The organism is Stenotrophomonas sp. HITSZ_GD (genome assembly GCF_029543105.1).
In the GTDB taxonomy this organism is placed as follows: domain Bacteria; phylum Pseudomonadota; class Gammaproteobacteria; order Xanthomonadales; family Xanthomonadaceae; genus Stenotrophomonas_A.
The window spans coordinates 182,918-207,908 of the sequence record NZ_JARQXB010000001.1 but is presented as its reverse complement, the minus strand read 5'-3'; the positions used below and the strand labels follow the sequence as shown (position 1 = coordinate 207,908).

The 24,991-nt window shown below is 69.9% G+C and carries 22 protein-coding genes; 15 read left to right on the top strand and 7 right to left on the bottom strand.

What is annotated here, in order from left to right; translation table 11 throughout:
- The first annotated feature begins 10 nt into the window (after positions 1 to 10).
- A complete protein-coding gene (locus P6166_RS01080; protein ID WP_277762686.1) occupies positions 11 to 604 on the top strand; it encodes a hypothetical protein in 594 nt (197 codons plus the stop codon).
- Positions 605 to 655: 51 nt separating this feature from the next.
- Here P6166_RS01080 and P6166_RS01075 read toward each other — a convergent pair whose 3' ends face one another.
- From P6166_RS01075 to P6166_RS01065, 3 genes are all read right to left on the bottom strand, one after another.
- Positions 656 to 1,777 carry a glycoside hydrolase family 18 protein gene (locus P6166_RS01075; protein ID WP_277762685.1) on the bottom strand — a complete coding sequence of 374 codons (1,122 nt, stop codon included), beginning with the start codon at positions 1,775 to 1,777 and terminating at the stop codon, positions 656 to 658.
- Positions 1,774 to 2,613 (bottom strand): phosphatase PAP2 family protein, encoded by an 840-nt coding sequence (locus P6166_RS01070; RefSeq protein ID WP_277762838.1) that lies wholly within the window; start codon positions 2,611 to 2,613, stop codon positions 1,774 to 1,776. The genes P6166_RS01075 and P6166_RS01070 overlap by 4 nt, the downstream gene beginning before the upstream one ends.
- 72 nt (positions 2,614 to 2,685) lie before the next feature.
- The gene (locus P6166_RS01065) at positions 2,686 to 3,513 is read right to left on the bottom strand and encodes an ATP-binding cassette domain-containing protein (protein ID WP_277762684.1); all 828 of its coding nucleotides are present in this window, start codon (positions 3,511 to 3,513) and stop codon (positions 2,686 to 2,688) included.
- Between the two features lie 132 nt (positions 3,514 to 3,645).
- Between P6166_RS01065 and P6166_RS01060 the strand changes: the two genes are divergently transcribed.
- Both P6166_RS01060 and P6166_RS01055 read left to right on the top strand, forming a co-directional pair.
- Positions 3,646 to 4,851, top strand: coding sequence for a fatty acid desaturase (locus P6166_RS01060; protein WP_277762683.1), 1,206 nt, complete (start codon positions 3,646 to 3,648; stop codon positions 4,849 to 4,851).
- Entirely contained in the window at positions 4,848 to 5,228 is a 381-nt protein-coding gene (locus tag P6166_RS01055) for an EF-hand domain-containing protein (RefSeq protein WP_277762682.1), read from the top strand. The genes P6166_RS01060 and P6166_RS01055 overlap by 4 nt, the downstream gene beginning before the upstream one ends.
- Before the next feature lie 114 nt (positions 5,229 to 5,342).
- Here P6166_RS01055 and P6166_RS01050 read toward each other — a convergent pair whose 3' ends face one another.
- Entirely contained in the window at positions 5,343 to 9,047 is a 3,705-nt protein-coding gene (locus tag P6166_RS01050) for an indolepyruvate ferredoxin oxidoreductase family protein (RefSeq protein ID WP_277762681.1), read from the bottom strand.
- A 187-nt stretch (positions 9,048 to 9,234) separates the two neighbouring features.
- Here P6166_RS01050 and P6166_RS01045 point away from each other — a divergent pair, with 187 nt between their 5' ends.
- Together P6166_RS01045 and P6166_RS01040 are read left to right on the top strand one after the other, a co-directional pair.
- The gene (locus tag P6166_RS01045; RefSeq protein WP_277762837.1) at positions 9,235 to 9,852 is read left to right on the top strand and encodes a tetratricopeptide repeat protein; all 618 of its coding nucleotides are present in this window, start codon (positions 9,235 to 9,237) and stop codon (positions 9,850 to 9,852) included.
- Between the two features lie 133 nt (positions 9,853 to 9,985).
- Complete coding sequence (locus P6166_RS01040; RefSeq protein ID WP_277762680.1) at positions 9,986 to 10,900, top strand: AEC family transporter; 915 nt, start codon at positions 9,986 to 9,988, stop codon at positions 10,898 to 10,900.
- 4 nt (positions 10,901 to 10,904) lie between these two features.
- On the opposite strand, the gene P6166_RS01035 is transcribed toward P6166_RS01040, so the two are convergent.
- Positions 10,905 to 12,386 carry an AAA family ATPase gene (locus tag P6166_RS01035; RefSeq protein ID WP_277762679.1) on the bottom strand — a complete coding sequence of 494 codons (1,482 nt, stop codon included), beginning with the start codon at positions 12,384 to 12,386 and terminating at the stop codon, positions 10,905 to 10,907.
- 122 nt (positions 12,387 to 12,508) lie between these two features.
- On the opposite strand from P6166_RS01035, the gene P6166_RS01030 reads away from it, so the two are divergent.
- The 9 genes from P6166_RS01030 (at position 12,509) to P6166_RS00990 (ending at position 21,446) form a co-directional block, all read left to right on the top strand.
- Positions 12,509 to 13,138: a ParA family protein gene (locus P6166_RS01030; protein ID WP_277762678.1), complete on the top strand. Its 630-nt coding sequence runs from the start codon at positions 12,509 to 12,511 to the stop codon at positions 13,136 to 13,138.
- A 22-nt stretch (positions 13,139 to 13,160) separates the two neighbouring features.
- Positions 13,161 to 13,637, top strand: a complete 477-nt coding sequence (locus P6166_RS01025; RefSeq protein WP_277762677.1) for a histidine phosphatase family protein — start codon at positions 13,161 to 13,163, stop codon at positions 13,635 to 13,637.
- 95 nt (positions 13,638 to 13,732) lie between these two features.
- A complete protein-coding gene (locus P6166_RS01020; protein WP_277762836.1) occupies positions 13,733 to 14,251 on the top strand; it encodes a YceI family protein in 519 nt (172 codons plus the stop codon).
- Positions 14,252 to 14,286: 35 nt separating this feature from the next.
- Positions 14,287 to 16,236 carry a phospholipase D family protein gene (locus P6166_RS01015; RefSeq protein WP_277762835.1) on the top strand — a complete coding sequence of 650 codons (1,950 nt, stop codon included), beginning with the start codon at positions 14,287 to 14,289 and terminating at the stop codon, positions 16,234 to 16,236.
- A 19-nt stretch (positions 16,237 to 16,255) separates the two neighbouring features.
- Positions 16,256 to 16,687, top strand: coding sequence for a hotdog fold thioesterase (locus P6166_RS01010; RefSeq protein WP_277762676.1), 432 nt, complete (start codon positions 16,256 to 16,258; stop codon positions 16,685 to 16,687).
- A gap of 123 nt (positions 16,688 to 16,810) precedes the next feature.
- Positions 16,811 to 17,614 carry a lysophospholipid acyltransferase family protein gene (locus P6166_RS01005; protein ID WP_277762675.1) on the top strand — a complete coding sequence of 268 codons (804 nt, stop codon included), beginning with the start codon at positions 16,811 to 16,813 and terminating at the stop codon, positions 17,612 to 17,614.
- A gap of 71 nt (positions 17,615 to 17,685) precedes the next feature.
- Positions 17,686 to 18,672, top strand: coding sequence for an alpha/beta fold hydrolase (locus tag P6166_RS01000; protein ID WP_277762674.1), 987 nt, complete (start codon positions 17,686 to 17,688; stop codon positions 18,670 to 18,672).
- Positions 18,673 to 18,730: 58 nt separating this feature from the next.
- Positions 18,731 to 20,803 carry a tetratricopeptide repeat protein gene (locus P6166_RS00995; protein WP_277762673.1) on the top strand — a complete coding sequence of 691 codons (2,073 nt, stop codon included), beginning with the start codon at positions 18,731 to 18,733 and terminating at the stop codon, positions 20,801 to 20,803.
- A 28-nt stretch (positions 20,804 to 20,831) separates the two neighbouring features.
- A complete protein-coding gene (locus P6166_RS00990) occupies positions 20,832 to 21,446 on the top strand; it encodes a YbhB/YbcL family Raf kinase inhibitor-like protein (RefSeq protein ID WP_277762672.1) in 615 nt (204 codons plus the stop codon).
- Positions 21,447 to 21,485: 39 nt separating this feature from the next.
- On the opposite strand, the gene P6166_RS00985 is transcribed toward P6166_RS00990, so the two are convergent.
- Together P6166_RS00985 and P6166_RS00980 are read right to left on the bottom strand one after the other, a co-directional pair.
- Positions 21,486 to 22,340 carry a DUF4377 domain-containing protein gene (locus P6166_RS00985; RefSeq protein WP_277762671.1) on the bottom strand — a complete coding sequence of 285 codons (855 nt, stop codon included), beginning with the start codon at positions 22,338 to 22,340 and terminating at the stop codon, positions 21,486 to 21,488.
- 70 nt (positions 22,341 to 22,410) lie between these two features.
- The gene (locus tag P6166_RS00980) at positions 22,411 to 23,202 is read right to left on the bottom strand and encodes an undecaprenyl-diphosphate phosphatase (RefSeq protein WP_277762670.1); all 792 of its coding nucleotides are present in this window, start codon (positions 23,200 to 23,202) and stop codon (positions 22,411 to 22,413) included.
- A gap of 219 nt (positions 23,203 to 23,421) precedes the next feature.
- Here P6166_RS00980 and glnA point away from each other — a divergent pair, with 219 nt between their 5' ends.
- Entirely contained in the window at positions 23,422 to 24,831 is a 1,410-nt protein-coding gene (gene glnA, locus P6166_RS00975) for a type I glutamate--ammonia ligase (RefSeq protein ID WP_277762669.1), read from the top strand.
- The last annotated feature ends 160 nt before the right edge of the window (positions 24,832 to 24,991 follow it).

The following is a 24,991-nucleotide window of genomic DNA, read 5'->3' as shown; positions in this document are numbered from 1 at the left end:
GCCTGCCGATATGAAGCATTCGAAACGGCGATGGGGCATACCGGCCTTGGTGCTGGCCGTGGCGGCGGTGGGCGTGTGGTTCGCCAGCGACAGGGCGGGCGATGGACATGGAGAGCAGCGCGCCGCCACCGTGACCGGAACGGTGGCGGCCAGCCAGACGATGCCTTCGGCTCGATCGCGGGGCGTGGACGCGCGCGGCGATGACGGCCGCAGGCTCATGCGTCCGGTGACGTTGGCCGAGGTGCGGTCGCAGTTCCCGTTCCTCTCCGAAACCCAGTTGCGTGATGGCCGCCAGCTCATCGGCCTGGACACGCCGCGCATCGCGGCGCTCGGGCAAGGCGACGACTTCGCGCTGACCGTGCCCGGCCAGCCCTCGCGGCAAGCGCTGGTGGAATCGGCCGAGGAAGATCAGGGCGTGCGGCGTATCGAGGGCAGGCTGCTCAGCGCCGACGACCTCAGCGCGGAGCGCTTCACGCTGACCCTCTCGCCGGACCACGCCTTCGTGGTGGGGCACGTGTGGATGGGCAATCGCGAATACACCTTGCAGGTCCGAAACGGCGCGGGATGGTGGTCGCGGGCGGACACGGCGGCGCCTTCCTCCTGAGCCGTCACGCCGCGCGAGCGTGCGCCCGCGTCGAGACGGCTCGCCGGGCGCTCAACGTTCCGGCCTCGCATCGCGCCCTTGGACCAATACGTCGAGCAACTGTTCGTCGCGGTCCTGCCGGTACTCCCAGTACATGAAGCCACCCAGGCCCTTGCGCGCCACGTAATCGATCTTTGCCCGCAGCGATTGCGGGTCGTCGTAGCTGATGAGCTGGTGGGTAGCCGCGTTCCAGAGCCAGGGTGCCTGGGCCTGCGCGTCCCAGTGCCGCGTCCAGGCTTTCTGCGTGAGCGGACCTTCCGCGATCTCCCGCCAGGAGATGAAGCCGCCATCACTTTGGAATGTCTGCAGCAGGCCGTCGCGCGCGGCCGCCACATCGCCGAAGCGGCGGCCGTAGAACGCCACGCCGAGGTGGATCTTGTCCGCCGGCACGCCCGCGGCAAGGTACTCGTCCACGGCGGCCTGGGCGTTGCGCGCAGCGGCCGGTGCGCCCGCGGTCGGCGCGAGGCCCGCGTGGTGGCCGGTGGTCGGCGTCAGGCTGCCGTAGAAGTCGTAGGTCATCAGGTTGATCCAGTCCAGCGACCCGGCAATGCGTGCCAACTCCAGGCCTTGCGCGAACTCGCCTTCTGCGGCGGCGATGGTCAGCAGGTAGTGGCGCGAAGTGGCCGCGCCCTCGGCATCGAGCCGTTGCCGCAACGACTCCAGCAGCAGCGTGAAGTGGCGTCGGTCGGACGGATCGTGGCTGATGCCTGGGCCTGGCAGCGTCGGGTACTCCCAATCGATATCCAGGCCGTCGAGATCGTACTGCCGCAGCAGCGCGATGGCGCTGTCGGCGAAAACCTTGCGCGCCTGCGCATCGGCCACCGCCTCCGAGAAATGGCCCGCACCCCAGCCGCCGATGGACAGCACGATGCGCAGTGAAGGTTGGCGGGCGCGCAGCGCGGTGAGTGCGCGCAGAGTGTCAGGTGCGGTGGCGCCGGGCAGGAAGACGCGGTGCGCCGCGTCCACCTGCGCGAAGGCGAAATTGACCACGTCCAGCTTGCCCGGCGATATCGACGGCGCCTGCGGCCCGTCCACCACGTAGCCGACGATCCGGTAGGGCGCTGCCTGCACGGCGGATACGCAGGCCAGCAGCGCCAGGGCAAGCCACCCTCGCGCCGCTGCGCGCACGCTCACAGTGCGCTCTCCGGCCGCGCCTTCAGGCGCTGTGCCTGCGCATCGCAATCCTCGGCGGGCTTCAGGCCGGCCGCGCGCGCCGCCGCCACTTCCTTGCGTGCGGCGTCGAGATCGGCGCGAAACGCCGCGTTGTCATGCAGCCGTGCCACTGCGGCCGCGCCCATGTGGCGCCCTTCCAGGATGTCGCTCTGCCAATGCACGTTGCACACCAGGCGGCTCTCGGCGTAGTTGCGGCCGCGATCCAGCAGGTCGTCGGTGCGCTCGGGGGCCACTTCGACGAGGATCAGCGCCCACGCCCAGCCGATGGCGCTGTGGCCGGAGGGGTACGAGCCGTTGTGGCGCAGGCCGTCTTCGTCTTCGGGCGTGCAGGTCGGCTCGCCGTTGACCATGAACGGGCGCGCGCGCCGATAGTGGTTCTTGGCGGCCTTGGTCGCCGCGCTGGCATCGATGCGGCTGCGTTCGAGCAGCGCATACAGATGGGGCGTGCGCTGCGCATCGACCGGCACGCCCAGCGCGCAGGCGAATTGACGGGCACCGGCCGGAAAGGAAAGTTCCGCATCCTGCGTGGCCTGGGCGAAGCGCGGCGTATCGCGCAGCGACAGCGCCTGCCGGGAGACCGCCTCGTCCAGCGCCATGCCCGGCGAGCCGGCGGCGGGTGGTGGCGGCACGAGCCGCAGGCTGTCCGGCGCATCGGCTTTGTCGAGGTAGCCGGTCGCCTTGCCCGGCGCAGGCGCGGCTTCGTCGCGCGGCGTCCCCGCTACGCTGCAGCCGCCCAGGACGAGCGCGAGCAGGAAAGCCAAGCCAGTGGGGCGCGATGCGGTATTACCCAGGAACATGCCTATCTCTTTCATCGGTACATCGGGCGCCAGAGTCTAATCGCTGGCGCCCGGTCCGGGCGCGTGCCGCGCTCAGCCGCCGACGCGCGCCGAATAGCGTTCGCCATCGTGATCCACCCGCACCGGCCCGTCGAACACCGCTGACAGCGGCTCGTCGCGCAGTAGTACCTGGGGATGGCCATCGGCGAAGATCCGGCCGGCCCGCAGCAGCACGACGCGCTCGATCTCCGGCACGATCTCCTCGATGTGGTGCGTCACCAATACCAGCGTGATGCCCTCGCGCGCGAGGTCGCGCATGGTGTCGACCAGGTGCTGGCGGGCGATCAGGTCCAGACCGGTGGAGGGTTCGTCCAGCAGCAGCGCCTGCGGCCGGTTGACCAAGGCGCGGGCGATCAGCACGCGGCGCGTCTCGCCGGCGGAAAGCTCCGCGTAGGGGCGCTCCAGCAGGGGCAGGGCGCGCGCCAGCGCGAGGGCCTCGCGGGCACGCTCGCGCATGGCGTCGGTCACCTCGCGGTGCGGCGGGATCACGTAGCTGGCGAAGAAGCCGGAGATCACCGCGCTCTCCACGCTCAGCCCGGGCATGTCGGCCAGGTTTCCGCTCAGGTCGCCGGTGACGATGCCCAGCTGCGAGCGCAGGCGGTCCACCTGCCAGCGCGTCTGCCCGAGCACCTTGACCGGCGCGTCGCCACCGGCCCGCGCCAACGGATACAGCTCGCGGGTGATCAGCTTGATGAAAGAGGATTTGCCGCAGCCGTTCGGGCCGAGGATCGCGGTGTGCTGGCCCATCGCGATGGACAGGCTCAACTCGTGGAGTACGCGGACCTGGCCGCGGGTGACGCTGGCGCGGTCCAGCTCGATCAGCGGCGCGTGGGAGGGAATCGCTTGCGGCACGGCGGACATGAATGGGTGATCGAAGGTGAAAGAGTGAGCGACTGAACAACATACGCTTGCGACGGGTGAAGTTTGCCGCCAACGGCCCCATGATGTCTTCCACCCAGTGCACATCGCCGACCATTCGGCCGGAGCTTCCTCATGCTTGCCCAATCGCTCGTGGACTTTCTGACCGGCGGCCTGACCGGCCTGGGCTGGTGGGAGATGTTGGCGGTCCTGCTGGTCTTCACCCAGCTGACGATCTTCTCCGTCACCCTCTACCTGCACCGCAGCCAGGCGCACCGCGGCGTGGATTTCCACCCGGCGCTGGCGCACTTCTTCCGCTTCTGGACCTGGCTCACCACCTCGATGATCACCCGCGAGTGGGTGGCCATCCATCGCAAGCACCACGCCAAGGTCGAAACCGAGGAAGACCCGCACAGCCCGCAGGTGAAGGGCATCGGCAAGGTGTTCTGGCGTGGCGTGGAGCTGTACCGCGAAGCGCGGGCGCAGCGTGCGGACATGGAGCAGTACGGCAAGGGCGCCCCGGAAGACTGGGTCGAGCGCCACGTGTACACGCCGCATGCCAACCTCGGCCCGGTGGTGCTGTTCTTCGTCAACGCCGTGCTGTTCGGCCTGCCGGGCGTGGCGCTGTGGGCCATCCAGATGGCGTGGATCCCGTTCTGGGCGGCGGGCGTGGTCAACGGCCTCGGCCACTGGTGGGGCTACCGCAACTTCGAATCGGCTGACACTTCGACCAACCTCACCCCGTGGGCGTTCTGGATCGGCGGCGAGGAGCTGCACAACAATCACCACGCCTTCCCGAGCTCGGCGCGTTTCTCCATGCGCCGTTGGGAGTTCGACATCGGCTGGCAGGCGATCCGCCTGATGGAGCGCCTGGGCTTGGCCAAGGTGCTGCGCGTGGCGCCGAAGCTGGATATCCGCCCGAATATCAGCGTGCCCGACGCGGACACCCTGCGCGCGCTGCTCTCGCACCGCTTCCAGGCCATGACCGACTACCAGCGCAACGTGTTCAAGCCGGCCCTGCGCGAGGAAGCCGCCGCCGCCGGCGCGCGCATGCGCGAACTGTTACCCAAGCGCCTGCGCCGCGGCCTGGTGGACGACGGCCGCTGGCTCAAGCCCGACGCACGGCAGCAGCTGCACGACTGGGTGGCCGAGCGCCCGCGCATCAGCACCCTGGTGGAGCATCGCGCGCGGCTCTCCGCGTTGCTGGAAGCACGCAGCCACGATGCGGCCGAGCGCCTGCGCCAGTTGCAGGCCTGGTGCCATGACGCCGAAGCCAGCGGCATTGCCGCATTGCAGGCCTATGCGGCCCGCTTGAAGGGCTACGCCCTGCGCGGCGCATGACCGGCCACGGCGATCCGCTCGCACGCCCCGAACGCCGCCTCGTGCGGCGTTCGTCGTGCTGGGTGGTCCTGCTCGCCCTGGCGGCCGGAAGTGCCGCGGCGCAGGTTACCGATAGCGGCGAATACCTCAAGCGCATGGACACCGACGGCGACGGGCGGGTCAGCCTGCCCGAATACCTGGCGTGGATGAGCTATGCGTTCGACCAGCGGGACCGCAACGGCGACGGCGTGTTGACCGCCGACGAGTTGCCGGGCGGCCGCGGCAAGCCGGTTACCCGGGCCGATCACATCGCCACGTTGACCGCGCGCTTCAAGAAGCAGGACGCGAACGGGGACGGCTACCTGAGCGCGAAGGAGTTGCTGGCACCGCCGCGGTAGGTGACGCGTCGCGGCGAAAGCCGCGCCTACATGCGCGCGGCCGCCGGGCCTGCCGGAAGAATCGAGCGCCGGCCAGGCCGTGTCCCCACCGGGGAGGACGCGGCCATCACCGCATCAGGCGGCCTGCACGATATGCAGCGCCTTCGGGTTGCGCCACTGCGCCAGTAGCGCCGCTTCGCGCGCCTTGGCCTCGTGCAGGTGCGCTTCCTTGACGTGCCCGTAGCCGCGGATGTGTTCGGGGATGGCGGCGATCTGCGCGGCCAGGCCGACGTTGTCCGCGTCCAGCTTCTCCAGCAGCGTGTCCACGGTGCGCGCGTAGTCGGCGATCAACTGCCGCTCGCCGCGTCGCTCGGCCGTATAGCCGAAGACGTCGAACGCACCGCCGCGCAGGAACCGCAGCTTGGCCAGCAGCCCGAATGCCTTGAACATCCAGGGCCCGTACTCGCGTTTCACCAGGCGGCCCTCGGCGTCCTTCTTGGCCAGCAGCGGCGGCGCAAGGTGGAAGCGCACCTGGTAGTCGCCTTCGAACTGCTGCTCCAGGCGGCGCTTGAAATCGCCGCTGGTGTACAGCCGCGCGACCTCGTATTCGTCCTTGTAGGCCATCAGCTTGAAGTAGTAGCGCGACACCGCCTCGGACAACGCGGTGGAGCCCGGCGCCCGCGCCTGTTCGGCGGCGCGCACGCGTTCCACCAGAGTGCGGTAGCGCTGCGCGTAAGCGGCGTCCTGGTACTCGGTGAGGAACGCGACGCGGCGCGCGACGAGTTCGTCGAGCGAGCGCGACAGGCGCGCGTCGTCCATCGGCCCGAACGCCAGCGCGTCGTCGTCGCCCGGCGGCAGCCCGCGCACGGCCGGGCCGTTGCCGGTATCGCGCGGCGCGGCGGTGGCGCCGCCCTCGTTGCCTTCCCAGTCCAGCGGCGGCAGCGATTGCAGGTGATGCGGCTTGCGCTCCTCGGCGGTCTGGCGGTTGCGTACCAGGCCGGCGGCCTGCTGCACCGCTTCCGGGTCGATCGCCGCCAGCCGGCCCCAGGCGAACGCCTGCTGGTTCATTTGCACTGCGGCACCGTTGAGTTCGATGGCGCGCATCAGGGCATCGAACGACACCGGCACCAGCCCCTGCTGCCACGCATGGCCCAGCATGAAGAGGTTGGCGGCGATGGCGTCGCCCAGCAGCGCGGTAGCCAGCTGGGTGGCGTCGAGCAGCTGCGGCTCGCGGCCTCCCAGCGCCACGCGCACGCCGGCGATGATCTCCGCTGCCGGGAACTGCAGGTCCGGCCGCATCGTGAAGCTGCCCGGCATCGCCTCGTAGGTGTTGAGCACCACTTCCGAGCGTTCCGGGCGCACCTTCGATAGCGCCCAGTAGTCGTTCACCACCACCATGTCGCAGCCGAGCACCAGGTCCGCTTCACCGGCGGCGATGCGCACGGCGTGGATGTCCTCCGGCGTGCGCGCGATGCGCACGTGGGTGGTCACCGCACCGCCCTTCTGCGCCAGGCCGGTCTGGTCCAGCACGGTGGCGCCCTTGCCTTCCAGGTGGCCAGCCATGCCGAGCAGCGCGCCGATGGTCACCACGCCGGTGCCGCCGACGCCGGTGATCAGGATGTTCCAGGGCTCGGCCAGGTCGGTGCGCAGCACCGGCGCGGGCAGGTGGTCGAGCAGGTGGGTCGCATCGCTGCGGCGGCCCTTGCGCGGCGCCCCGCCATGCACGGTGACGAAGCTCGGGCAGAAACCCGAGACGCACGAATAGTCCTTGTTGCAGTTGGACTGGTCGATCTCGCGCTTGCGCCCGAACTCGGTTTCCTTCGGCAGCACCGAGACGCAGAAGCTCTTCTCGCCGCAGTCGCCGCAACCCTCGCAGACCAGCGAGTTCACCATTACCCGCTTCGGCGGGTCCACCAGCTTGCCGCGCTTGCGGCGGCGGCGCTTCTCGGTCGCGCAGGTCTGGTCGTAGATGAGGACGCTCACGCCCTTCACCGTGCGCAGGCGCTTTTGCACTTCGTCCAGCTCGCTGCGGTCGTGGAACTCGGTGTCGTGGGGGAACAGGTCGCGACGGCGCGACCACTTGGCGATGTCGTCGCTCAGCACCACGATGGTGTGGATGCCCTCGGCATGCATCTGCCGGGCGATGTCCGGCACGGTGAGCGTGCCGTCCACTGGCTGGCCGCCGGTCATGGCGACCGCGTCGTTGTAGAGGATCTTGTAGGTGATGTTGACGCCGGTGGCGACCGATTGCCGGATCGCCAGCGTGCCGCTGTGGAAATACGTGCCGTCGCCCAGGTTCTGGAACACGTGCGGCGTCTCGGTGAACGGCGCCTGCCCGGACCAGGTCACGCCTTCGCCGCCCATGTGGGTGAAGGTGTCGGTGGCGCGGTCCATCCACGTCACCATGTAGTGGCAACCGATGCCGCCCATGGCGCGCGAGCCTTCCGGCACGGCGGTGGAGGTGTTGTGCGGGCAGCCGGAGCAGTAGTGCGGCACGCGTGGGAACTGCGCGCGCGGCAAGGCCATCTCCGCTTCCTTGGCGTCCATCCAGCGCAGGCGCTGCTCGATGGATTCGGTGTTGAAAAAGCGCTGGATGCGCTTGCCGATCACCGCGGCGATGGTCGCCGGGGTCAGCTCGCCGGTGGAGGGCAGGATCCACTCGCCGGCCTCGTCGTACTTGCCCACGATGCTGGGCCGCGCGCCCTGGCTCGCCGGCCAGTTGTAGAACAGCTCCTTCATCTGCCGCTCGATGAAGGCGCGCTTCTCCTCCACCACCACGATGTCTTCCAGGCCCTGCGCGAAGCGGGTGATGCCCACCGGCTCCAGCGGCCAGGTCATGCCGACCTTGTACACGCGGATGCCGATCGCCGCGCACGCGGCCTCGTCCAGGCCGAGGTATTCCAGGGCCTGCAGCACGTCCAGGTAGCTCTTGCCGGTGGTGACGATGCCCAGGCGCGCGTGCGGCGCATCCATCACCGTGCGGTCGATGCCGTTGGCGCGCGCGAAGGCCTGCGCGGCCTTCACCGCATAGCGGTGCAGGCGCATTTCCTGGTCCAGCGGCGGGTCCGGCCAGCGGATGCCCAGGCCGCCGGGCGGCATGTCGAAATCTTCCGGCAGCACGATGCGGCGCGCGAAAGGGTCCACCTGCACCGAGGCGGAGGACTCCACCGTCTCGGCGATGGTCTTGAAGCCGATCCAGCGCCCCGTGTACCGGCTCATCGCCCAGCCGACCAGGCCCAGGTCCAGGATGTCCTGCACGCCGGCGGGGTTGAGGATCGGCATCATCGCGCTGACGAACTCGTCTTCGCTGCCGTGCGGCAGCGTGGAGCTGCGGCAGGCGTGGTCGTCGGCGGCCAGCGCCAGCACGCCGCCGTGGCGCCAGGTGCCGGCGGCGTTGCCGTGCTTGAACACGTCGCCGGTGCGGTCCACGCCCGGGCCCTTGCCGTACCACATGCCGAACACGCCATCGACGGTGGCGCCGGGGAACAGGTGCGTTTGCTGCGTGCCCCACACCATCGTCGCGGCCAGGTCCTCGTTGAGGCCCGGGGTGAATTTCACCTTCGCCGCATCCAGGTGCTTGCGCGCGCGCCACAGCTCCAGGTCGAAACCGCCCAGCGGGCTGCCGCGGTAGCCGCTGATGAACCCCGCCGTGTCCAGGCCAGCGGCTTCGTCGCGCAGGCGCTGCATCAGCGGCAGGCGCACCAGCGCCTGCACGCCGGACAGGTAGATGCGCCCGTCCGTGCGCGTGTACTTGTGCTCCAACGTGTAGTCGCGGTCCAGGGTGCCGATCGCCGGTGTGTTGGCGGAAGACGGCGAGGTAAGTTCGGCGGTGCTGGTCATGGCTGGCCCGGCGGGGTTGGCAGGTCGGCTCCGCGAGGAGGCCGCGCGGTCGGCGATTGTAACAGTGGCTTCTTCTGTGACCCCCCGCACTCGTGTCTTGTGCGCTGGTGCGGTTAGGATGCAGGGTGGGAGGACGGGTGTTTCGGTTTAGGGGGAATTGAACGTGAAGACAACGCATGCATGGCGCATGGCCTTCGGTTTGGCCGTGTGCATGGTCTATGGAAGTGTCTGGGCACAGGCCGTGCCCAAGCCCAAGGAGTTCTATTTCGACGAGGACCGCAGTACCACCCGCCATATGGTGGTGGTGCCCGGCGAAGGCGATGCGGCGGTCGACAAGCTGGCCGCCCTCGTGCAGCGCGACCCACGCGCCGTCGATGCGCGCGTGCAGCTGGGCACGCTGGCCCTGGAGGGCGGACGTCGCGAACTGGGCGACCAGCTCTACAAGGCGGCACTGGCCGCGGTACCTACCAGCAGCCAGCAGTACCGCCAGGCCACCTGGAACTACGGTTGGGCGCTGCTGCGCGCCGGCGATCCGGAGCAGGCGTTGCACCAGTGGATCACGCTCAGCGGCGGCCGGCCGGCCACGCCGAACTGGCTGCCGCCGACGCTGGCCCTGACGCTGTGGAAACTCGACCGCAAGGACGAAGCCGTGGCGTGGTTCGCCGCCGCCGTGCGCACCTGGCCCGACAAGTGGGGCGATGCAGGCAATTTCGCCACCTTGCTGCCCGATTGGCGCGACGACGAACGCGCCGCGCTGGCGGCCGTGCTGGCGGCCTGGCAGGCCAACCCGCCCGCCTGGCCATGAGGCGCGGACCGGGGGCTGCCTCGCGGTCGCCGGTCCATGCGTTGGGCGCGGGCCATGGCGCGCGCTGTCCGTGCAGGTGTTTCGCATGAGCGCCCTCGCCGTGTCCACCGGGCGCTGAGGCCGACGTTCCCCCATGGCCCTGGACGCCTTCGCCCTGATCCTGCTGACCCTCGGCCTGGGCCTGCTGTTCGCGCGCCTGCGCGTGCTGCCGGAGAACAGCGCCGAGGTGCTCAACCGCATCGTGCTCTACCTGTGCCTGCCGGCGGCGGTGCTCACCTACGTGCCCCGCCTGCACCTGGACCGCTCGCTGCTGGCGCTGGTCGCCACGCCGTGGGTGCTGGCCGCCGTCACCGTCGGGTTGGTGACCGTGTGCACGCGCCTGCTGAAACTGCGCCGCGACGAGCACGCCGTGCTGCTGATGTGCGTGGGCCTGAGCAACTCCAGCTTCATTGGCTACCCGATGATCCGCGCGCTGCTGGGCGACCATGCGCTGCCCTACGCGGTGGTGTACGACCAGTTCGGCACCTTCGTGCTGCTGTCGACCTTCGGCCTCTACGTGCTGGCGCGCTACAGCGGCGACACCCCGCCCACCACCGGCCAGATCCTGCTGCGCATCGCGCGCTTTCCGCCGCTGTGGGCACTGCTGGTCGCGTTGACGGTGATGCCCGCCCAGCCACCGGCCTGGATCGGCGCCGCGCTCAAGAGCCTGTCCGATGCGATGCTGCCGCTGGTGATGCTGGCGGTCGGCTTCTCGCTGCAACTGCGCCTGCCGGCCGCCGAACTGCGGCCGCTGGGTGCCGGCCTGCTGCTCAAGCTGCTGGTGCTGCCGTTGCTGGCCTGGCCGCTGTCGCTGGCCTTTGGCCTGCAGGGCGAACGCCTGCAAGCCAACGTGCTGGAAACCGCCATGCCGACGATGATTACCGCCGCCGCGCTGGCGATCTCCCATCGCCTCGCCCCGCGCCTGGCGGCGGCGATGGTCGGCTATAGCATCCTGCTCTCGCTGCTGACGTTGCCCGCCTGGGCGTGGGTGCTCGCACGCGGGGCTTGAAGCGTCAGTCCGCCGGCACCGTGCGCTCGTGGGCCCAATCGCGCAGCGCCTGCACCTGTTCGGCCATCAACACCGAGAGCGGGCGCGTGGCGCGGATTTCCTGCATCAGCAGCGTATCGTCCAGCGGCCGTTGCTCGGCATGCGCGGCATACAGGCCCGAGACGATGGCCTGCTCGATCTCCGCCCCGGAGAATCCGTCGCTGGCGGCGGCGAGCGCGGGCAGCGCGAAGGTGTCCGCGTCCAGCCCACGGCGTCCCAGATGCAGGCGCAGCAGCTCCACGCGGGTGTCGGGCGCGGGCAGATCGACGAAGAAAATCTCGTCGAAGCGGCCCTTGCGCAGCAGCTCGGGCGGAAGTTCATGCACCTGGTTGGCGGTGGCCACGATGAACACCTGGCCCTGGCGTTCGGCCATCCACGTCAGCAGGTAGCCGAGTACGCGCCGCGACACGCCGCCGTCCTCGCCCCCGCTGGCCAGGCCTTTCTCGATCTCGTCGATCCACAGCACGCACGGGGCCAGCTGTTCGGCCGAGGCCAGCGCATCGCGCAGGTTCTTCTCCGTTTCGCCGTGATACTTGTTGTACAGGCTGCCGAAGTCCAGCCGCAGCAGCGGCACGCCGAAGCCGGCGGCAGTGGCCTTGGCCAGCATCGACTTGCCGCAGCCCTGCACGCCGAGCAGCAGCACGCCCTTGGGCGGGTCCAGCCCGGCCGGCGCACTGCCGGAAACGAACATCGCGCGGCGCTGGTTGATCCAGCGCTTCAGGCGGTTGGCGCCGGCCACGTCGGCAAAGCGCGCGTTGTCGTACTCGTAGTGCAGGTGGCCGCTGCGGTTGAGCAGCTCGAACTTGAGCCTGGCCAGCTGCGGGATGTCGTCCTGGTTGAGTACCCCGTCGCCGAAGATCAGCTGGCGGGCGATGCGACGCGCGTCGCGCAGGCCCAGGCCCTTGAGGTTGCGCAGGATCTGCTGGGCCACCTCGTGGTCGACCTCGACCCGTCGCCCGCCGTGTTCGCGCGCGTAGTCGGCCGCTTCCTCGCGCAACATCTTCAGCAGCGCGTGCGCGTCCGGCAGGCGCGGGCTGAAGCGGGTGGCGAGCGGCTCCAGCTCCGGCGGCAGTTCGACCTTGGCGCCGATCATCACCAACACGTGCGGCTGGCAATGCCGGCGTTCGAGGATGTCGCGCAGCAGCCGTTGGTGCGAGGCATAGCCCAGGTAGGGGTGCAGGTCCAGCAACAGGTAGACGCCGCGCTGGTCGGCCTGGCGGATCACCTGCAGCACCGCACTGGCGTCCGGCGGCCCTTCCGGCGGGTCTTCGCGGTCCAGGTCGATGCGGCGCAGGCCCTCGGTGATGGTCCAGCGGTACAGCGCGCGCCAGACCTGCATCAGGCTCTGCCGGAACAGCTCGACGATGCGCTGCTCCTCCTGGGTCTCGATCACGATCAACGGGGTACTGGCGCGGATCAGCGCGGTCAGGTCCTGCAGCTCACTCATGGGCGCTCCTTTGCGGGCGCCAACATAGCAGGGGCGAGGACGGGGGCGGAACGTCGCCCTCGACTATCCCCTCACCGGGCCCCGGTGTACGCTCGGCGCAGGTTCACGGAAGCGAGGCGTGCATGAAGACGTTCCTGGTAGCCGGCTCCAAGGGCGGGGTCGGCAAGACCACGATCGCCACCAACCTGGCGGCCCATGCCGCCTTGAAAGGCCGGCGCACCGTGCTGGCCGATGCCGATCCGCAGCAATCCTCGATGCGCTGGGCCGAACGCCGCGCCGGGCTGGAGAGCGCGGTCCTGCCGATCGACGCCACCCGCCGGCGGCAATGGGACGCGCAGCTGCCCGACGACGCCGACCAGCTGATCATCGATGCCCCGGCCGGCGCCATGGCCGAAGACCTGATGCCCTTCCTGGAGCGCGCCGACGCCGTGGTGGTACCGGTGCTGGCCTCGGCGCTGGACATCGAGGCGGTGGTCGGCTTCCTCAACACGCTGGCCAAGGTGCCGCGCATCCACCAGCGCAAGCTGCCGGTCGGCCTGGTGCTCAACCGCAGCAAGCCATGGACCCAGACGGCCCAGCAGGCGGTGGAGATGATCGGCGGCTGGCCGTACCCGCTGGTGGCCCAGCTGCGCGATACCCAGGCCTACGTCGTGCTGGCCGGCCTGGGCCGCAGCCTGTTCGACTACCGCTCCGCCCAGGTCCGCGAGCACCAGCAGGACTGGGAGCCGCTGCTGAAGTGGCTCAAGGCCTGACCCTCCTCCTGACGGACTGCCCATGCGCGAACTCATCCTGCTGCGCCATGCCCACGCCGAGCCGGCCGATACGGGGCAGGCCGATTTCGACCGCCCGCTCTCGCCCCATGGGCTGGCCGAGGCGGAAGCCGCCGGCCGCTGGCTGCGCGACCAGCGGCTGGTGCCCGACCGGGTGCTGTGCTCGCCGGCGCGGCGCGCCCGCGAAACCCTCGAGGCGGTGCTGGGCCTGACCGGCTACATCGAGCAGCGCCTGGAGGACCGCATCTACGAAGCGACTCCGGGCACCCTGGCCGCGTTGATCGATGACCACCGCGAGTGCGAGCGCTTGCTGCTGGTCGGCCACAACCCCGGGTTGGAGCGGCTGGTGGCCTTGATGCACAGCGGCCAGTCCGGCGATTACCGCGGCATGCCGACCGCGTCGGTCGCGCTGCTGGCGCTGCCGCTGGAGGCGGCCATCGAGCCGGGTATCGCCCGGCTGACCGCCTTCTGGTGGCCCTGACACCGGCACGCGCGGCCTGCCTGGGGCTGGCGCTGCTGTGGGCGCGGCCGGGTGCCGCGCAACCGGCCGCCCCGGCGCCGGCCTCGCCTGTCGCCATCCCGGCCGGCGCGCACCGCCTGGCGCTGGACGTGGCGCGCTCGCGCTGCGGCTTCGAGATCCGCACCCGCTTCGGGCAGAAGATCGAAGGGGTCTTCCCGCGCTTCGACGGTGAAGTACTCAAGCTGGCCGACGGGCGCCACCAGGTGCGCCTGCGCATGGATGCGCGCCAGGTCGAGATTCCCGGCAAGCCGCGCTACACGGCGTGGATGCGCGGGGAAGAATTCTTCGACGTGGAGCGCTTTCCGCTGGTGCAGTTCGATTCGGAGCCCTACGACCCGGGCGTGACCGTGCGCGGCGGGGATATCGTCGGCCGGCTGAGCATCCGCGGCATCGGCCACACCGAGACCCTGACCGTCATGCCGGCCGAATGCCCCCGTGCCGGTTATGATTGCGACGTGATCAGTCGCGGCACCGTCCTGCGGGGACGTTACGGAATGGATAGCTGGCAGGTGGCCCTGGGCGACAGGGTGACCTTCATCCTGCGTGCGCGTCTTCAGGAGGCGCCCGGGCCGTGAATCGTGTCTGGAGGTACCTGCTGCCGCTGGCCTTGATGCTGACGGCAAGCGGTTGTGCGGGCCTGTCGCACAGCCAGCGCGACCGCGCGGCGGCGATCGCCGCGGCCGCGCGCGACACCACGGTGAGCTGCGCGCGCGAGGACCGCTGCGCCCAGCCTTCGCCGCTGCGCGCGTTGGGCGGCCGGGCGATGGCCGAATCCACCGACGTCCAGCCGCGCCACTACGCCACCATCCTGGACCATGGCGAGGAGGCCCTGGTCGCGCGGCTCAACCTGATCCACAGCGCCACGCGCAGCATCGACCTGCAGACCTACATCTTCGACAAGGACGACAGCGCGCGGCTGGTGATGGACGCGCTGCTGGATGCCTCGCGGCGCGGAGTGAAGGTGCGCGTGCTGATCGACCAGCTCTCGGCCATCTCGGACCTGGAGATCCTCGGCGCGCTGTCCGGCGCGCACCAGAACTTCGAGCTGCGCATCTACAACCCCACCTTCGGCAAGGCCAAGCTCAACTACTTCGACTACGCCGGCAGCGTGCTGTGCTGCTTCCGCCGCTTCAACCAGCGCATGCACAACAAGCTGCTGGTGATCGACAGCGTGGTGGGCGTGGTCGGCGGGCGCAACTACCAGGACGACTATTACGACTGGGACGCCGAGTACAACTTCCGCGACCGCGATGTCGTCGTCGCCGGCCCGGAGGCGCGGCGCATGGCCGACAACTTCGAGGCCTTCTGGCGCGCGCAGCGCAGCGTGCCGGCCGAGCGCCTGAACGACGTGGGCCGCACGCTGCTGCGCGGGGGCGTGCCGGCGATGCCGCCGGCGCAGTTCCAGCATCCGGAGCGCATCGAGCGGGTGCGCGAGGAGGCCGCCGACGAGGGCTTCATCGCCGAGCGCTTCGTGGAGACCGCCCTGCCGGTGCGCAAGGTGCTCTACGTGGCCGACCTGCCGCAGAAGCACCGCAAGGAGCATCCGCGCCAGGCGGTGTCCACCGCGCCGGAGCTCGATGGCCTGATCGCCGGCGCGCGGGAGGAAGTGCTGCTGCAGACGCCCTACCTGGTGCTCTCCGACCCGGCGCAGGAAATCTTCCGCGACCTGCGCGCGCGTACGGATGCGCCGCGGGTGGTGGTATCGACCAACAGCCTGGCGGCGACCGACAACCCGATCGTCTACGCGCTCTCCTACAAGTACAAGCGGCGCAACCTGCGCGAGCTGGGCTTCAACATCTACGAGTACAAGCCGTTCCCGCTGGATGCACCGGTGGACTACGAGAACCTGGTGCGGCTGCCGTTTGGCGCGGAAGGCGGCGCGCGCGAGCACCGCGTGGTCGGCGGCAGCGCGGTGGGCAATGCGGTGCGCGGCAGCAGCGGAGCGCCCGGCGGCGCGGAGCGCGATCGCGACCGCGATCGTCGCGCGGGCGGCAGCGAGGTCGACCGCCGCGTGCAGCGCGCCGAGACCCGGCCCTCGTTCCTCAGCACCCGGCCTTCCAGCCGCCCGCTGCCGGTCACGCGCGAGGGCGCGCGCATGGGCCTGCACGCCAAGTCGCTGGTGGTGGATCGGCGGGTCGGGGTGATCGGCACCCACAACTTCGACCCGCGCAGCGAGAACTACAACACCGAAGGGGCTGTGGTGATCGACGATCCGGCCTTCGCCCAGGCGCTGGCGGCCAGCATCGAGCGCGACATGGAGCCGGAGAATTCGTGGGTCGTGGCCCCGCGCGGCAAGCCGCCGGTGCTGTCCGGGTTGAACTACAGCGTGGGCAAGGTGTCCGAGGCCTTGCCCATCCTCGACTTCTGGCCATGGCGCTACGCGACCAACTACGAATTCAAGCCCGGCCCGGACTGCCCCTGGCCGTTGCGCCGGCAGGACCCGAAGTTCCTGCAGTGCTACCAGCCGGTCGGCGACTTCCCCGAGGTCAACGTCGGCCCGAAGTGGCTGCTGGTGCGCATGCTGACCGCCTTCGGCGCCGGGCTGGTGCCCATCCTCTGAGCCGTCCTGGAGACTGACCATGGTGTTCCGCGAACCGGTGTCGATCGACGCCCTCAACGCCCTGAGCCGGGGCAACATGCTCGAACACCTGGATATCGTCTTCACCGGTGCCGGCGAGGACTGGATCAGCGCGACCATGCCGGTCGATGCCCGCACCCGCCAGCCCTATGGCCTGCTCCACGGCGGCGCCTCGGTGGTGCTGGCCGAAACCCTGGGCAGCAGCGCCGGCAACCTGTGCGTGGACCCCGCCCGGCACATGTGCGTGGGTGTGGAGATCAACGCCAACCATATCCGGGCGGTCACCGCCGGCCGGGTGACCGGCACCGCGCGCGCCCTGCACGTGGGGCGCAGCGTGCACGTGTGGGAGATCGGCATCGTCGACGACCAGGGCCGGCGGGTTTGCGCCTCGCGCCTGACCCTGGCCGTGGTACCGCGCCCGGACACGGCCTGAGGCCCGGCGATGGCGGTACCGCCGCTGGAACACGCCTGCCCGGCCATGTGACCTGCGCGCGGCCGCCAGTGCTGCCACAATAGCCCCGTTCCTTCCCCACGCGTTTCCGGTAACGTCCCTGAAATGAGCGAGTCATCCCTGTCCGCTACGCGCGACGCCGGCGGCACGCTGCGTTGGTTCCGGTACCTGTACCGCGTGCCGCTGCTGGTCCTGCACGTGGTGCTCGGGCTGCCGGTGACCATGGCCTGCATCGTGGTGCCGCCGCTGGCGCGCATCCGCGTCGGCGCCGACGACACCCTCGAGCAGGTGATGATCCGCTGGTGGCAGGGCACGCTGATGCGCATCTTCGGCTTCCGCCTGCGCCGCTTCGGCACGCCGCTGCCCGGTCCGACGCTGTTCGTCGCCAACCATGTCTGCTGGATCGACATCTGCATCCTGCACAGCCAGCGCGTGATGGGCTTCGTCGCCAAGCGCGAGATCGCCGGCTGGCCGCTGGTGGGCTGGCTGGCCGCGCGCGGGCAGACCATCTTCCACCAGCGCGGCAGCACCGAATCGCTGGGCGGGGTGCTGCAGCAAATGCTCGCGCGGCTGCGCGAGGGCAAGTCGGTGGGCGTTTTTCCCGAAGGGCGCACGCGCGGCGGGCACGAGGTCGGCCCGTTCCATGCGCGCATCTTCCAGGCCGCGGTCGAGGCGCAGGTGCCGGTGCAGCCGGTGGCCCTGCGCTATGGCGAGCACGGCAACGCGCAGACCATCGTGGCCTTTGGCGCGCGCGAGAGCTTCTTCGCCAATTTCCTGCGCCTGCTCGGCGAGCCCTCGCGGGTGGCCGAGGTACATTTCCTGCAGCCGATTGCCGCCCACGACGTGGAAGGCCGCCGGCGCATCGCCGAAACATCCCGCGCGCGCATCGTCGCGGCCATGGAGTCCTGAGACGACGTGGCCGGCCGGCCCTGCCCGAGCCCCTGTTCTTTCCGGCACCCCCACGCCGTAGGGAGCTGCACATGTTGAGCGTCGACCAGTACCAGCCCCCACGCTGGCTGCGTAATCCCCACGTCCAGTCCGTGCTGGGCTCCAGCGTGCTGCGGCGGCGACGCGGGCAGCAGTTGATGAGCGCCAGCGGCGCGGTCAGCACTTCGCACATCCTCGACGGCGGCGACGGCGTGCGCCTGCAGGGCTGGCTCGACGTGCCGCGCGATATCGCCCCGCGCGCCACCGTGCTGCTGCTGCACGGCTGGGAAGGCAGCGCCGATTCGAGCTACATGCGCATGACCTCCGCGCGCCTGATCGGCATGGGCTACCAGGTGTTCCGGCTCAATTTCCGCGACCACGGCGGCACCCACCACCTCAATGTGGACCTGTTCCATTCCGACCGCATCGACGAGGTGGTCAACGCCGCCGGCGACCTGTGGCAGCGCTTTCCCGCGCCAAGGCTGCTGGCCGCCGGCTACTCGCTGGGCGGCAACCACGTGCTGCGCCTGGCGCTGCGTGCGCCGGGCGCCGGCCTGCCGCTGGAACGCGTGGCCGCCGTGTGCCCGCTGCTGGACCCGGCCACGACGATGGACAGCATCGCCGCCGGCCCGCAGTTCTACGACTGGTACTTCCGCCGCAAATGGCGCGAGTCACTGCTGCGCAAGCGCGCGCTGTTTCCCGAGCAGCACCATTACGACGACGCCACGCTGGCCCTGGACATGCGCGGCCTGATGGCCTGGCTGGCCGAGCGGCACACCCGGCATGGCTCGCTGCAGGCCTATTTCGACAGCTACTCCATCGCCGGCGACCGCCTCGCCCCGCTGCAGGTGCCCTCGGACATCCTGATGGCCGAGGACGACCCGGTGATCCCCTTCGGCGATTTCCAGCATTGGCACCTGCCGGCCAGCGCGCACCTGGAGATCGCGCATTGGGGCGGCCACTGCGGCTTTCTGGAAAACGCCCGCGGCGACGGGTTCGCCGAGCGCTGGGTGGCCGACCGCCTGGGCGCGGACCGCTGAGCCGGGCCCGCGCGCCAGCGCCGCTACAATAGGGGTTTGCCCTCCAGCCGGACGCCCCATGCAAGACCAGATCATCCAAGCCCTGCGCCGCAACGCGGCCGACGACGCCGTGGCCCTGGCCCGCGAGTGGATTGCCGCCGAAGGGGAGAGCGCACGCACGCTGCGCTGGCTGGCGTTGTCGCTGCAGCAGCAGGGGCAGGCCGAGGCGGCGCTGTCCGCGCTGCGCCAGGCCATTGCGCTGGCGCCGGAGGATGCGGACCTGCACCTGCTGCAGGCCGGCTTGCTGCTGGCACTGCGCGAAACCAACGCGGCCGGCGCGGCGCTGAGCCGCACCACCGCGCTGGACCCGAACCAGTTCGAGGCCTACGTGATGCAGGCGCACCTGGCCGTCGCCCGCGCCGACATCGATGAAGCCGATCGCCTCCGCCGCCTGGCCGCGCGCGTCAAGCCCGAGCATCCGCAGGTGCTCACGCTCGATGGCATCGTGGCGCTGCGCCGTGGCGATGCCGATCGCGCGCTGCCGTTGCTCAGCCGCGCCGCCGAGCAGATGCCCGACAACCCGCAGGTGTTGTTCGCGCTGGGTTTCGCTTACCTGGCCAAGGAGCACTACGCCTTCGCCGAACGCGCGTTCGCCCGCGTGATCGAGATGCAGCCGCCGGGGACGCAGCTGCGGGCCTTCATGGCACAGCTGGCTTTCCGCCAGGGCCATGTGGCCGAGGCGATCGAGGCGATCCACGGCGTGATGGCCCTGCCCGGCGGCGATACCCCGGTGATGCGCCGCCTCGCCGGCGAATATCACCTGCGCGCCGGCCAGCCGGCCGAAGCCGTGGCCCACCTGCGCCGCGCGCTGGAAACCGGCGTGCCGGATCGCGCCGTGTTGCAGCCGCTGCTCGTGGCCTGGCAGCAGCTCGGCACCGCCGACGAGGCACGCGACGTGCTCGATGCGCTGCTGACGCAGCAGCCGCGCGCGCATGACGCATGGGCCGCGCGCCTGGCCCTGGCGGCGGCCGAAAGCGACGAGTCGCTGGAAGTGGCCGAGCGCTGGGTCGAGGCGATGCCCGAGTTCGTGCCTGCGCTGGAGGCGCTGATGCGCGTGCACGACCTGCAAGGCCACGCGGACGAGGCAGAGATGGTGGCGCGGCAGATCGTGGCGATCGAACCGGGCCGGCTCAGTGGCGAGCAGCGCATCGTCGAGGCATTGCTGGAGCGCGACCCGTCGGCGGCCATCGCGTGCGTGGAGCAGCTGATCGAAGGCATGCACGAGCGCGACCGCACCGTGATGCGCCCCTGGCTGGCGCAGGTGCAGGATCGTGCGGGCGACCGCGCCGCCGCGCTCGCCACCTGGCTCGCGTTCCATGCCGAACAGGCGCAGTACCGCCTGCCGCTGCCGCCGCACGCGGCCAGCCTGCCCAAGACCTGGCCGGCGCTGGCCGAGGTGCCCGCGGAGGTCGCCTCCCGCCCGTTGTTCCTGTGGGGCGCGCCGGGCTCGCACGTCGAGCGCGTGGCCCAGGTGATGGCCGCGGCCAGCCCGGTGATGCGGCGCGATCGCTACGGCCAGCCCGCGCCGGCCGACGCGCTGCAGAGCTACCGCACCGTGCAGAACCTGGCCCAGGGCAAGGTGGGTGCGGCCGAGGTCGTGAACAGCTTCAAGGCCGCGCTGCCCGCGCGCGGCATCCAGGACGGCAACCTGATCGACTGGTTGCTTTGGTGGGACAACAGCCTGCTGCTGGCGTTGCGGCCCTACCTGCCGGAAGGCCGCCTGGCCATCGTGCTGCGCGACCCGCGCGACATGCTGCTGGATTGGCTGGCGTTCGGCGCCCCGCTGCCGCTGGCCGTGGACTCGGCCGCCGACGCCGCGCGCTGGTTGGCGGACAGCCTCGCGCAGGTGGCCACGCTGCACGAGCAGGATCTGTATCCGCACAAGTTGCTGCGCCTGGACGGAATCGAGAACGACCCGCAGGCCGTGGCGGCGCTGTTGCAGCAGGCCTTCGGCATTGCCTTCCCGGTGCTGCCGTCGCTGGGCGCGCCGCGCATGGCCAGTGGCCGCTGGCGCGATTACCGCGCGCTGCTGGCCGACGAAATCGACCTGCTGACCCCGGTCGCCGTGCGCCTGGGCTATACCGTCGACTGATGCCATTTCCCCCGCTGGAGACTTCCGCATGCGCCTGACCACCACCAGTTTCCCGCCCGGCCAGCCGATTCCCGGCGAGTTCGCCATGGGCGTGCCGACCGGCTTTGGCGGCAACCGAAATCCGCAGCTGGCCTGGGACGAGGTGCCGGCCGGCACGCGCTCGTTCGCCCTGCTGTGCATCGATCCCGACGTGCCGACCGTGCCGGAACTGGTGGGCCGCCAGGACGTGGAGATCCCGCTGGACCAGCCGCGCACGGAGTTCGTGCACTGGGCGATGGTGGACATCGGCGCGGACGTGCGCGAGATCGCCGCGGGCAGCGCCAGCGATGGCGTCACCGCCAAGGGCAAGACCGCGCCCACCGGCCCGGCCGGCGCGCGCCAGGGCTTGAACAGCTACACGCAGTGGTTTGCCGGCGACGCGCAGATGGGCGGCGACTACCTGGGCTACGACGGCCCGTACCCGCCGTTCAACGACCAGCGCGTGCACCGTTATTTCTTCCGCCTGTTCGCGCTGGACGTGGCCCAGCTCGACGTACCGGCGCGCTTCTCGGCCGCCGACGTGCTGCGCGCCGCGCAGGGCCACGTGTTGGCCGAAGCCTCGGTGTGGGGAACCTACACGCTCAACGCGAAGTTGGCGGGGTGAGTCCGCGCGTCGCGGCGCTCGCCGCGACGCGCGCTGTCGTCAACGAACCTGCTCGGTCTCCACCACGAGATCGAGCACGTACACGTGGGCGGACGCATCGGCCGGCGGATTCGGCCGGGTGTAGCGCTTGACCCGCAGCACGTTGCGCACGCCGTCCTGGTGCGTATAGCCCTCGATGTCTTCGTAGAAGGGCTGCCATTCCCCCGGCGTGCCCTGGCGCAGGCCTTGCGCGTCATAACGCACTTCGCGCACCTGCAGGCATTGCTTGTCCTTCACCAGCGGATGCGGGCAGGGCTTGGTCTGCGGCGCGACTTCCAGGAATACCGTTTCGGCCGCGCCATAGCGGCTTTGCGCCGTTTCCTCGCCGGCGAAGCGCAGCGTGGTGCCGTCTCGCCGCGTGAGCAGCAGCGAGGGCGCGGCGGCGTCCAACGACAACGCGAATTCCCCGGCGAGCAATTCGCTGGCCGCCTGCTCCTGGGCATTTTTCGCCGCGTCGGTGCACGCCATCAGGGTCGAGGCCATGCGTCCGAGGGCGAGCTTGTCGCCTGCCAACGTGTAGCTGCCGGACATGCGGTTGCACAGGTGGTCCACCGAGACCCGGCCGTTGGCGAAGTCGAGCTGGAGGGGCGGATCGCCGGCGAACAGCGCCGCCAGCTTCTGGCCGCGGCCATCGGTGGCCTCGGCCAGGCGCCAGTGGAAACGCGCCAGCACGCCGGACAGATCGCCGGCGGCGGGCGTCGTCGCCGGCGACGACTCGGCCGGGGTGGCCGGCGGTACCGGCGCGGTGGCCTCGGGCGCGGGCGGCGAGGGCGCCACCGGTTCGGCCGGGGGCTGGGCCGGGCCGTGGCAGGCGGTCAACGCCAGCACGCACAGCAGCCAGGGAAAGGTCTTCATGGGCCAGGACTCCTGTCGGGACGGGCGATGGAATAACCGGCAGCAGGTTCAGCGGCGATGACGATGGGGCTCAGGCCGCCGGCAGCCAGAGCAGCAAGGCCACGCCGAGCACGATGCGGTAGATCGCGAACGCCGTGAAGCGGTGGGTCTTGATGTAGCCCAGCAACCACTTCACCACCGCGAAACCGGTGACCACCGCCGCGGCGAACGCCACGCCCACGTCCAGCCAGTTCTCGTGGCCGATGCCGCCGTGGCGCACCAGTTCCAGGAAGGCGTAGCCGCTGGCCGCGAACATGGTGGGAATGCCCACCAGGAACACGAATTCGGCCGCGGCAGAGCGCCGGCTCAGGCCCAGCAGCATGGCAATGAAGATCGCGGAGGCCGAGCGCGAGGTGCCGGGGAACACGCCGGCCACCACCTGCGCCAGGCCCACGGCGATGGCGACCTTCCAGGTCACCTCGTCGCGCGGCGGCAGGTGCGAGGCCCAGCTTTCGGCCAGGATCATCCACACGCCGCCGATCACCAGCGCCCACGCCACCGGCACGAGGGTCTCCGGCAGCTCCCAGCCGGCCATGCGCACGGGCAGGCCGACCAGCGCGGTAACCAGGAAGGCCACTGCCAGCTTGGCCACGTAGTCGCGGTTGTCGCGCTCGTGCAGGTGGGTGGCCATGAACCACAGGCGCTTGCGCAGCACCAGGGTGGTGGCGAGGATCGCGCCGGCCTGGATGACGATGTTGAAGAAGTCCGAACGGCGGCCGAGCCAGTGCTCGGCGATCAGCAGGTGGCCGGTGCTGGAGACCGGCAGGAATTCGGTGAGGCCTTCGAGGATGCCCAGCAGCAGGGCGGAAAGCAGGTCGGACATCGGCGCGCAGGGGGTTTGGAAGGGGCGCTCCAGCATAGAGCATTCGCCGTCGTCCCAATTTGGTGCGTTGATGGTCTAATGCACTTAAATGGTGCGATGCCGGCTGACTCAGTAGACCTGCGCGCCTTTGGAATCAATGGCTTGGATGCGCGGCGCACTTGGCACGGCGATTGCTTTCACTTGGCCATCACTGTCACCAAGCCCTCGAGGTTGCATCCGATGTCCCTGCAAAACGTTGAAAAGCTGATCAAGGACAACAAGGTCGAGTTCGTCGACCTGCGTTTCGTCGACATGCGCGGCGTGCAGCAGCATGTCACGTTCCCCGCCAGCATCGTGGAGGCCTCCCTGTTCGAGGAAGGCAAGATGTTCGACGGCAGCTCGATCTCGGGCTGGAAGGGCATCAACGAGTCGGACATGGTCCTGCTGCCGGACCCGGACACCGCCTACCTGGATCCGTTCTACGCCGATCCGACCGTGGTGCTGACCTGCGACATCCTCGACCCGGCCACCATGCAGAGCTATGCGCGCGACCCGCGCGGCATCGCCAAGCGCGCCGAGGCGTACCTGAAGTCCTCCGGCATCGCCGAGCAGGCGTTCTTCGGCCCGGAGCCGGAATTCTTCATCTTCGACTCGGTCCGTTTCGGCAACGACATGGGCAACACCTTCTTCAAGATCGATTCTGAAGAAGCGGCCTGGAACACCGGCGCCAAGATCGAGGGCGGCAACAGCGGTTACCGTCCGGCGGTGAAGGGCGGTTACTTCCCGGTCCCGCCGACCGACACCCTGCACGACCTGCGCGCGGAAATGGTCAAGACGCTGGAGCAGGTCGGCATCGAGACCGAAGTGCACCACCACGAAGTGGCGACCGCCGGCCAGTGCGAGATCGGCACCAAGTTCAGCTCGCTGGTCAAGAAGGCCGACGAGCTGCTGACCATGAAGTACATCATCAAGAACGTGGCCTTCCGCAACGGCAAGACCGCGACCTTCATGCCCAAGCCGATCGTCGGCGACAACGGCTCGGGCATGCACGTGCACCAGTCGCTGGCCAAGGGCGGCACCAACCTGTTCACCGGTGACGGCTACGGCGGCCTGTCGCAGCTGGCGCTGTGGTACATCGGCGGCATCTTCAAGCACGCCAAGGCGATCAACGCGTTCGCCAACTCGGGCACCAACAGCTACAAGCGCCTGGTGCCGGGCTTCGAAGCGCCGGTGATGCTGGCCTACTCGGCGCGCAACCGCTCCGCTTCGTGCCGCATCCCGTGGGTGTCCAACCCGAAGGCGCGCCGCATCGAGATGCGCTTCCCCGACCCGATCCAGTCCGGCTACCTCACCTTCACCGCGCTGATGATGGCCGGCCTGGACGGCATCAAGAACCAGATCGACCCGGGCGCGCCGAGCGACAAGGACCTGTACGACCTGCCGCCGGAAGAAGAGAAGCTGATCCCGCAGGTCTGCTCCTCGCTGGACCAGGCCCTGGAAGCGCTGGACAAGGACCGCGAGTTCCTGAAGGCCGGCGGCGTGATGAGCGACGACTTCATCGACGGCTACATCGCGCTGAAGATGCAGGAAGTCACCAAGTTCCGCGCCGCGACCCATCCGCTCGAGTACCAGCTGTACTACTCGATCTGACGCACCGAGCAACTGGCGACGACGAAGGCTCCCCCTCCCACCTTCGTCGTCGCCGCCCTCTTCCACGGCTGGGGAGCCGTGGGGGCAGGGTGTTCCACCGCCGTATCGCGCTGTACCGGGAGAGAACCGTTTTTCCAGGGGCAAGAGAGACCGGATGCCG

Coding starts and splice junctions, on each gene's coding strand:
- P6166_RS01060 (WP_277762683.1), top strand. CDS start 3,646: ATGCTTGCCCAATCGCTCGTGGACTTTCTGACCGGCGGCCTGACCGGC.
- P6166_RS00980 (WP_277762670.1), bottom strand. CDS start 23,202: ATGTCCGACCTGCTTTCCGCCCTGCTGCTGGGCATCCTCGAAGGCCTC.
- glnA (WP_277762669.1), top strand. CDS start 23,422: ATGTCCCTGCAAAACGTTGAAAAGCTGATCAAGGACAACAAGGTCGAG.
- P6166_RS01005 (WP_277762675.1), top strand. CDS start 16,811: ATGAGCGAGTCATCCCTGTCCGCTACGCGCGACGCCGGCGGCACGCTG.
- P6166_RS01050 (WP_277762681.1), bottom strand. CDS start 9,047: ATGACCAGCACCGCCGAACTTACCTCGCCGTCTTCCGCCAACACACCG.
- P6166_RS01010 (WP_277762676.1), top strand. CDS start 16,256: ATGGTGTTCCGCGAACCGGTGTCGATCGACGCCCTCAACGCCCTGAGC.
- P6166_RS00995 (WP_277762673.1), top strand. CDS start 18,731: ATGCAAGACCAGATCATCCAAGCCCTGCGCCGCAACGCGGCCGACGAC.
- P6166_RS01015 (WP_277762835.1), top strand. CDS start 14,287: ATGCTGACGGCAAGCGGTTGTGCGGGCCTGTCGCACAGCCAGCGCGAC.
- P6166_RS01025 (WP_277762677.1), top strand. CDS start 13,161: ATGCGCGAACTCATCCTGCTGCGCCATGCCCACGCCGAGCCGGCCGAT.
- P6166_RS00985 (WP_277762671.1), bottom strand. CDS start 22,340: ATGAAGACCTTTCCCTGGCTGCTGTGCGTGCTGGCGTTGACCGCCTGC.
- P6166_RS01065 (WP_277762684.1), bottom strand. CDS start 3,513: ATGTCCGCCGTGCCGCAAGCGATTCCCTCCCACGCGCCGCTGATCGAG.
- P6166_RS01055 (WP_277762682.1), top strand. CDS start 4,848: ATGACCGGCCACGGCGATCCGCTCGCACGCCCCGAACGCCGCCTCGTG.
- P6166_RS01080 (WP_277762686.1), top strand. CDS start 11: ATGAAGCATTCGAAACGGCGATGGGGCATACCGGCCTTGGTGCTGGCC.
- P6166_RS01030 (WP_277762678.1), top strand. CDS start 12,509: ATGAAGACGTTCCTGGTAGCCGGCTCCAAGGGCGGGGTCGGCAAGACC.
- P6166_RS01035 (WP_277762679.1), bottom strand. CDS start 12,386: ATGAGTGAGCTGCAGGACCTGACCGCGCTGATCCGCGCCAGTACCCCG.
- P6166_RS01040 (WP_277762680.1), top strand. CDS start 9,986: ATGGCCCTGGACGCCTTCGCCCTGATCCTGCTGACCCTCGGCCTGGGC.
- P6166_RS01070 (WP_277762838.1), bottom strand. CDS start 2,613: ATGTTCCTGGGTAATACCGCATCGCGCCCCACTGGCTTGGCTTTCCTG.
- P6166_RS01045 (WP_277762837.1), top strand. CDS start 9,235: ATGGCCTTCGGTTTGGCCGTGTGCATGGTCTATGGAAGTGTCTGGGCA.
- P6166_RS01000 (WP_277762674.1), top strand. CDS start 17,686: ATGTTGAGCGTCGACCAGTACCAGCCCCCACGCTGGCTGCGTAATCCC.
- P6166_RS00990 (WP_277762672.1), top strand. CDS start 20,832: ATGCGCCTGACCACCACCAGTTTCCCGCCCGGCCAGCCGATTCCCGGC.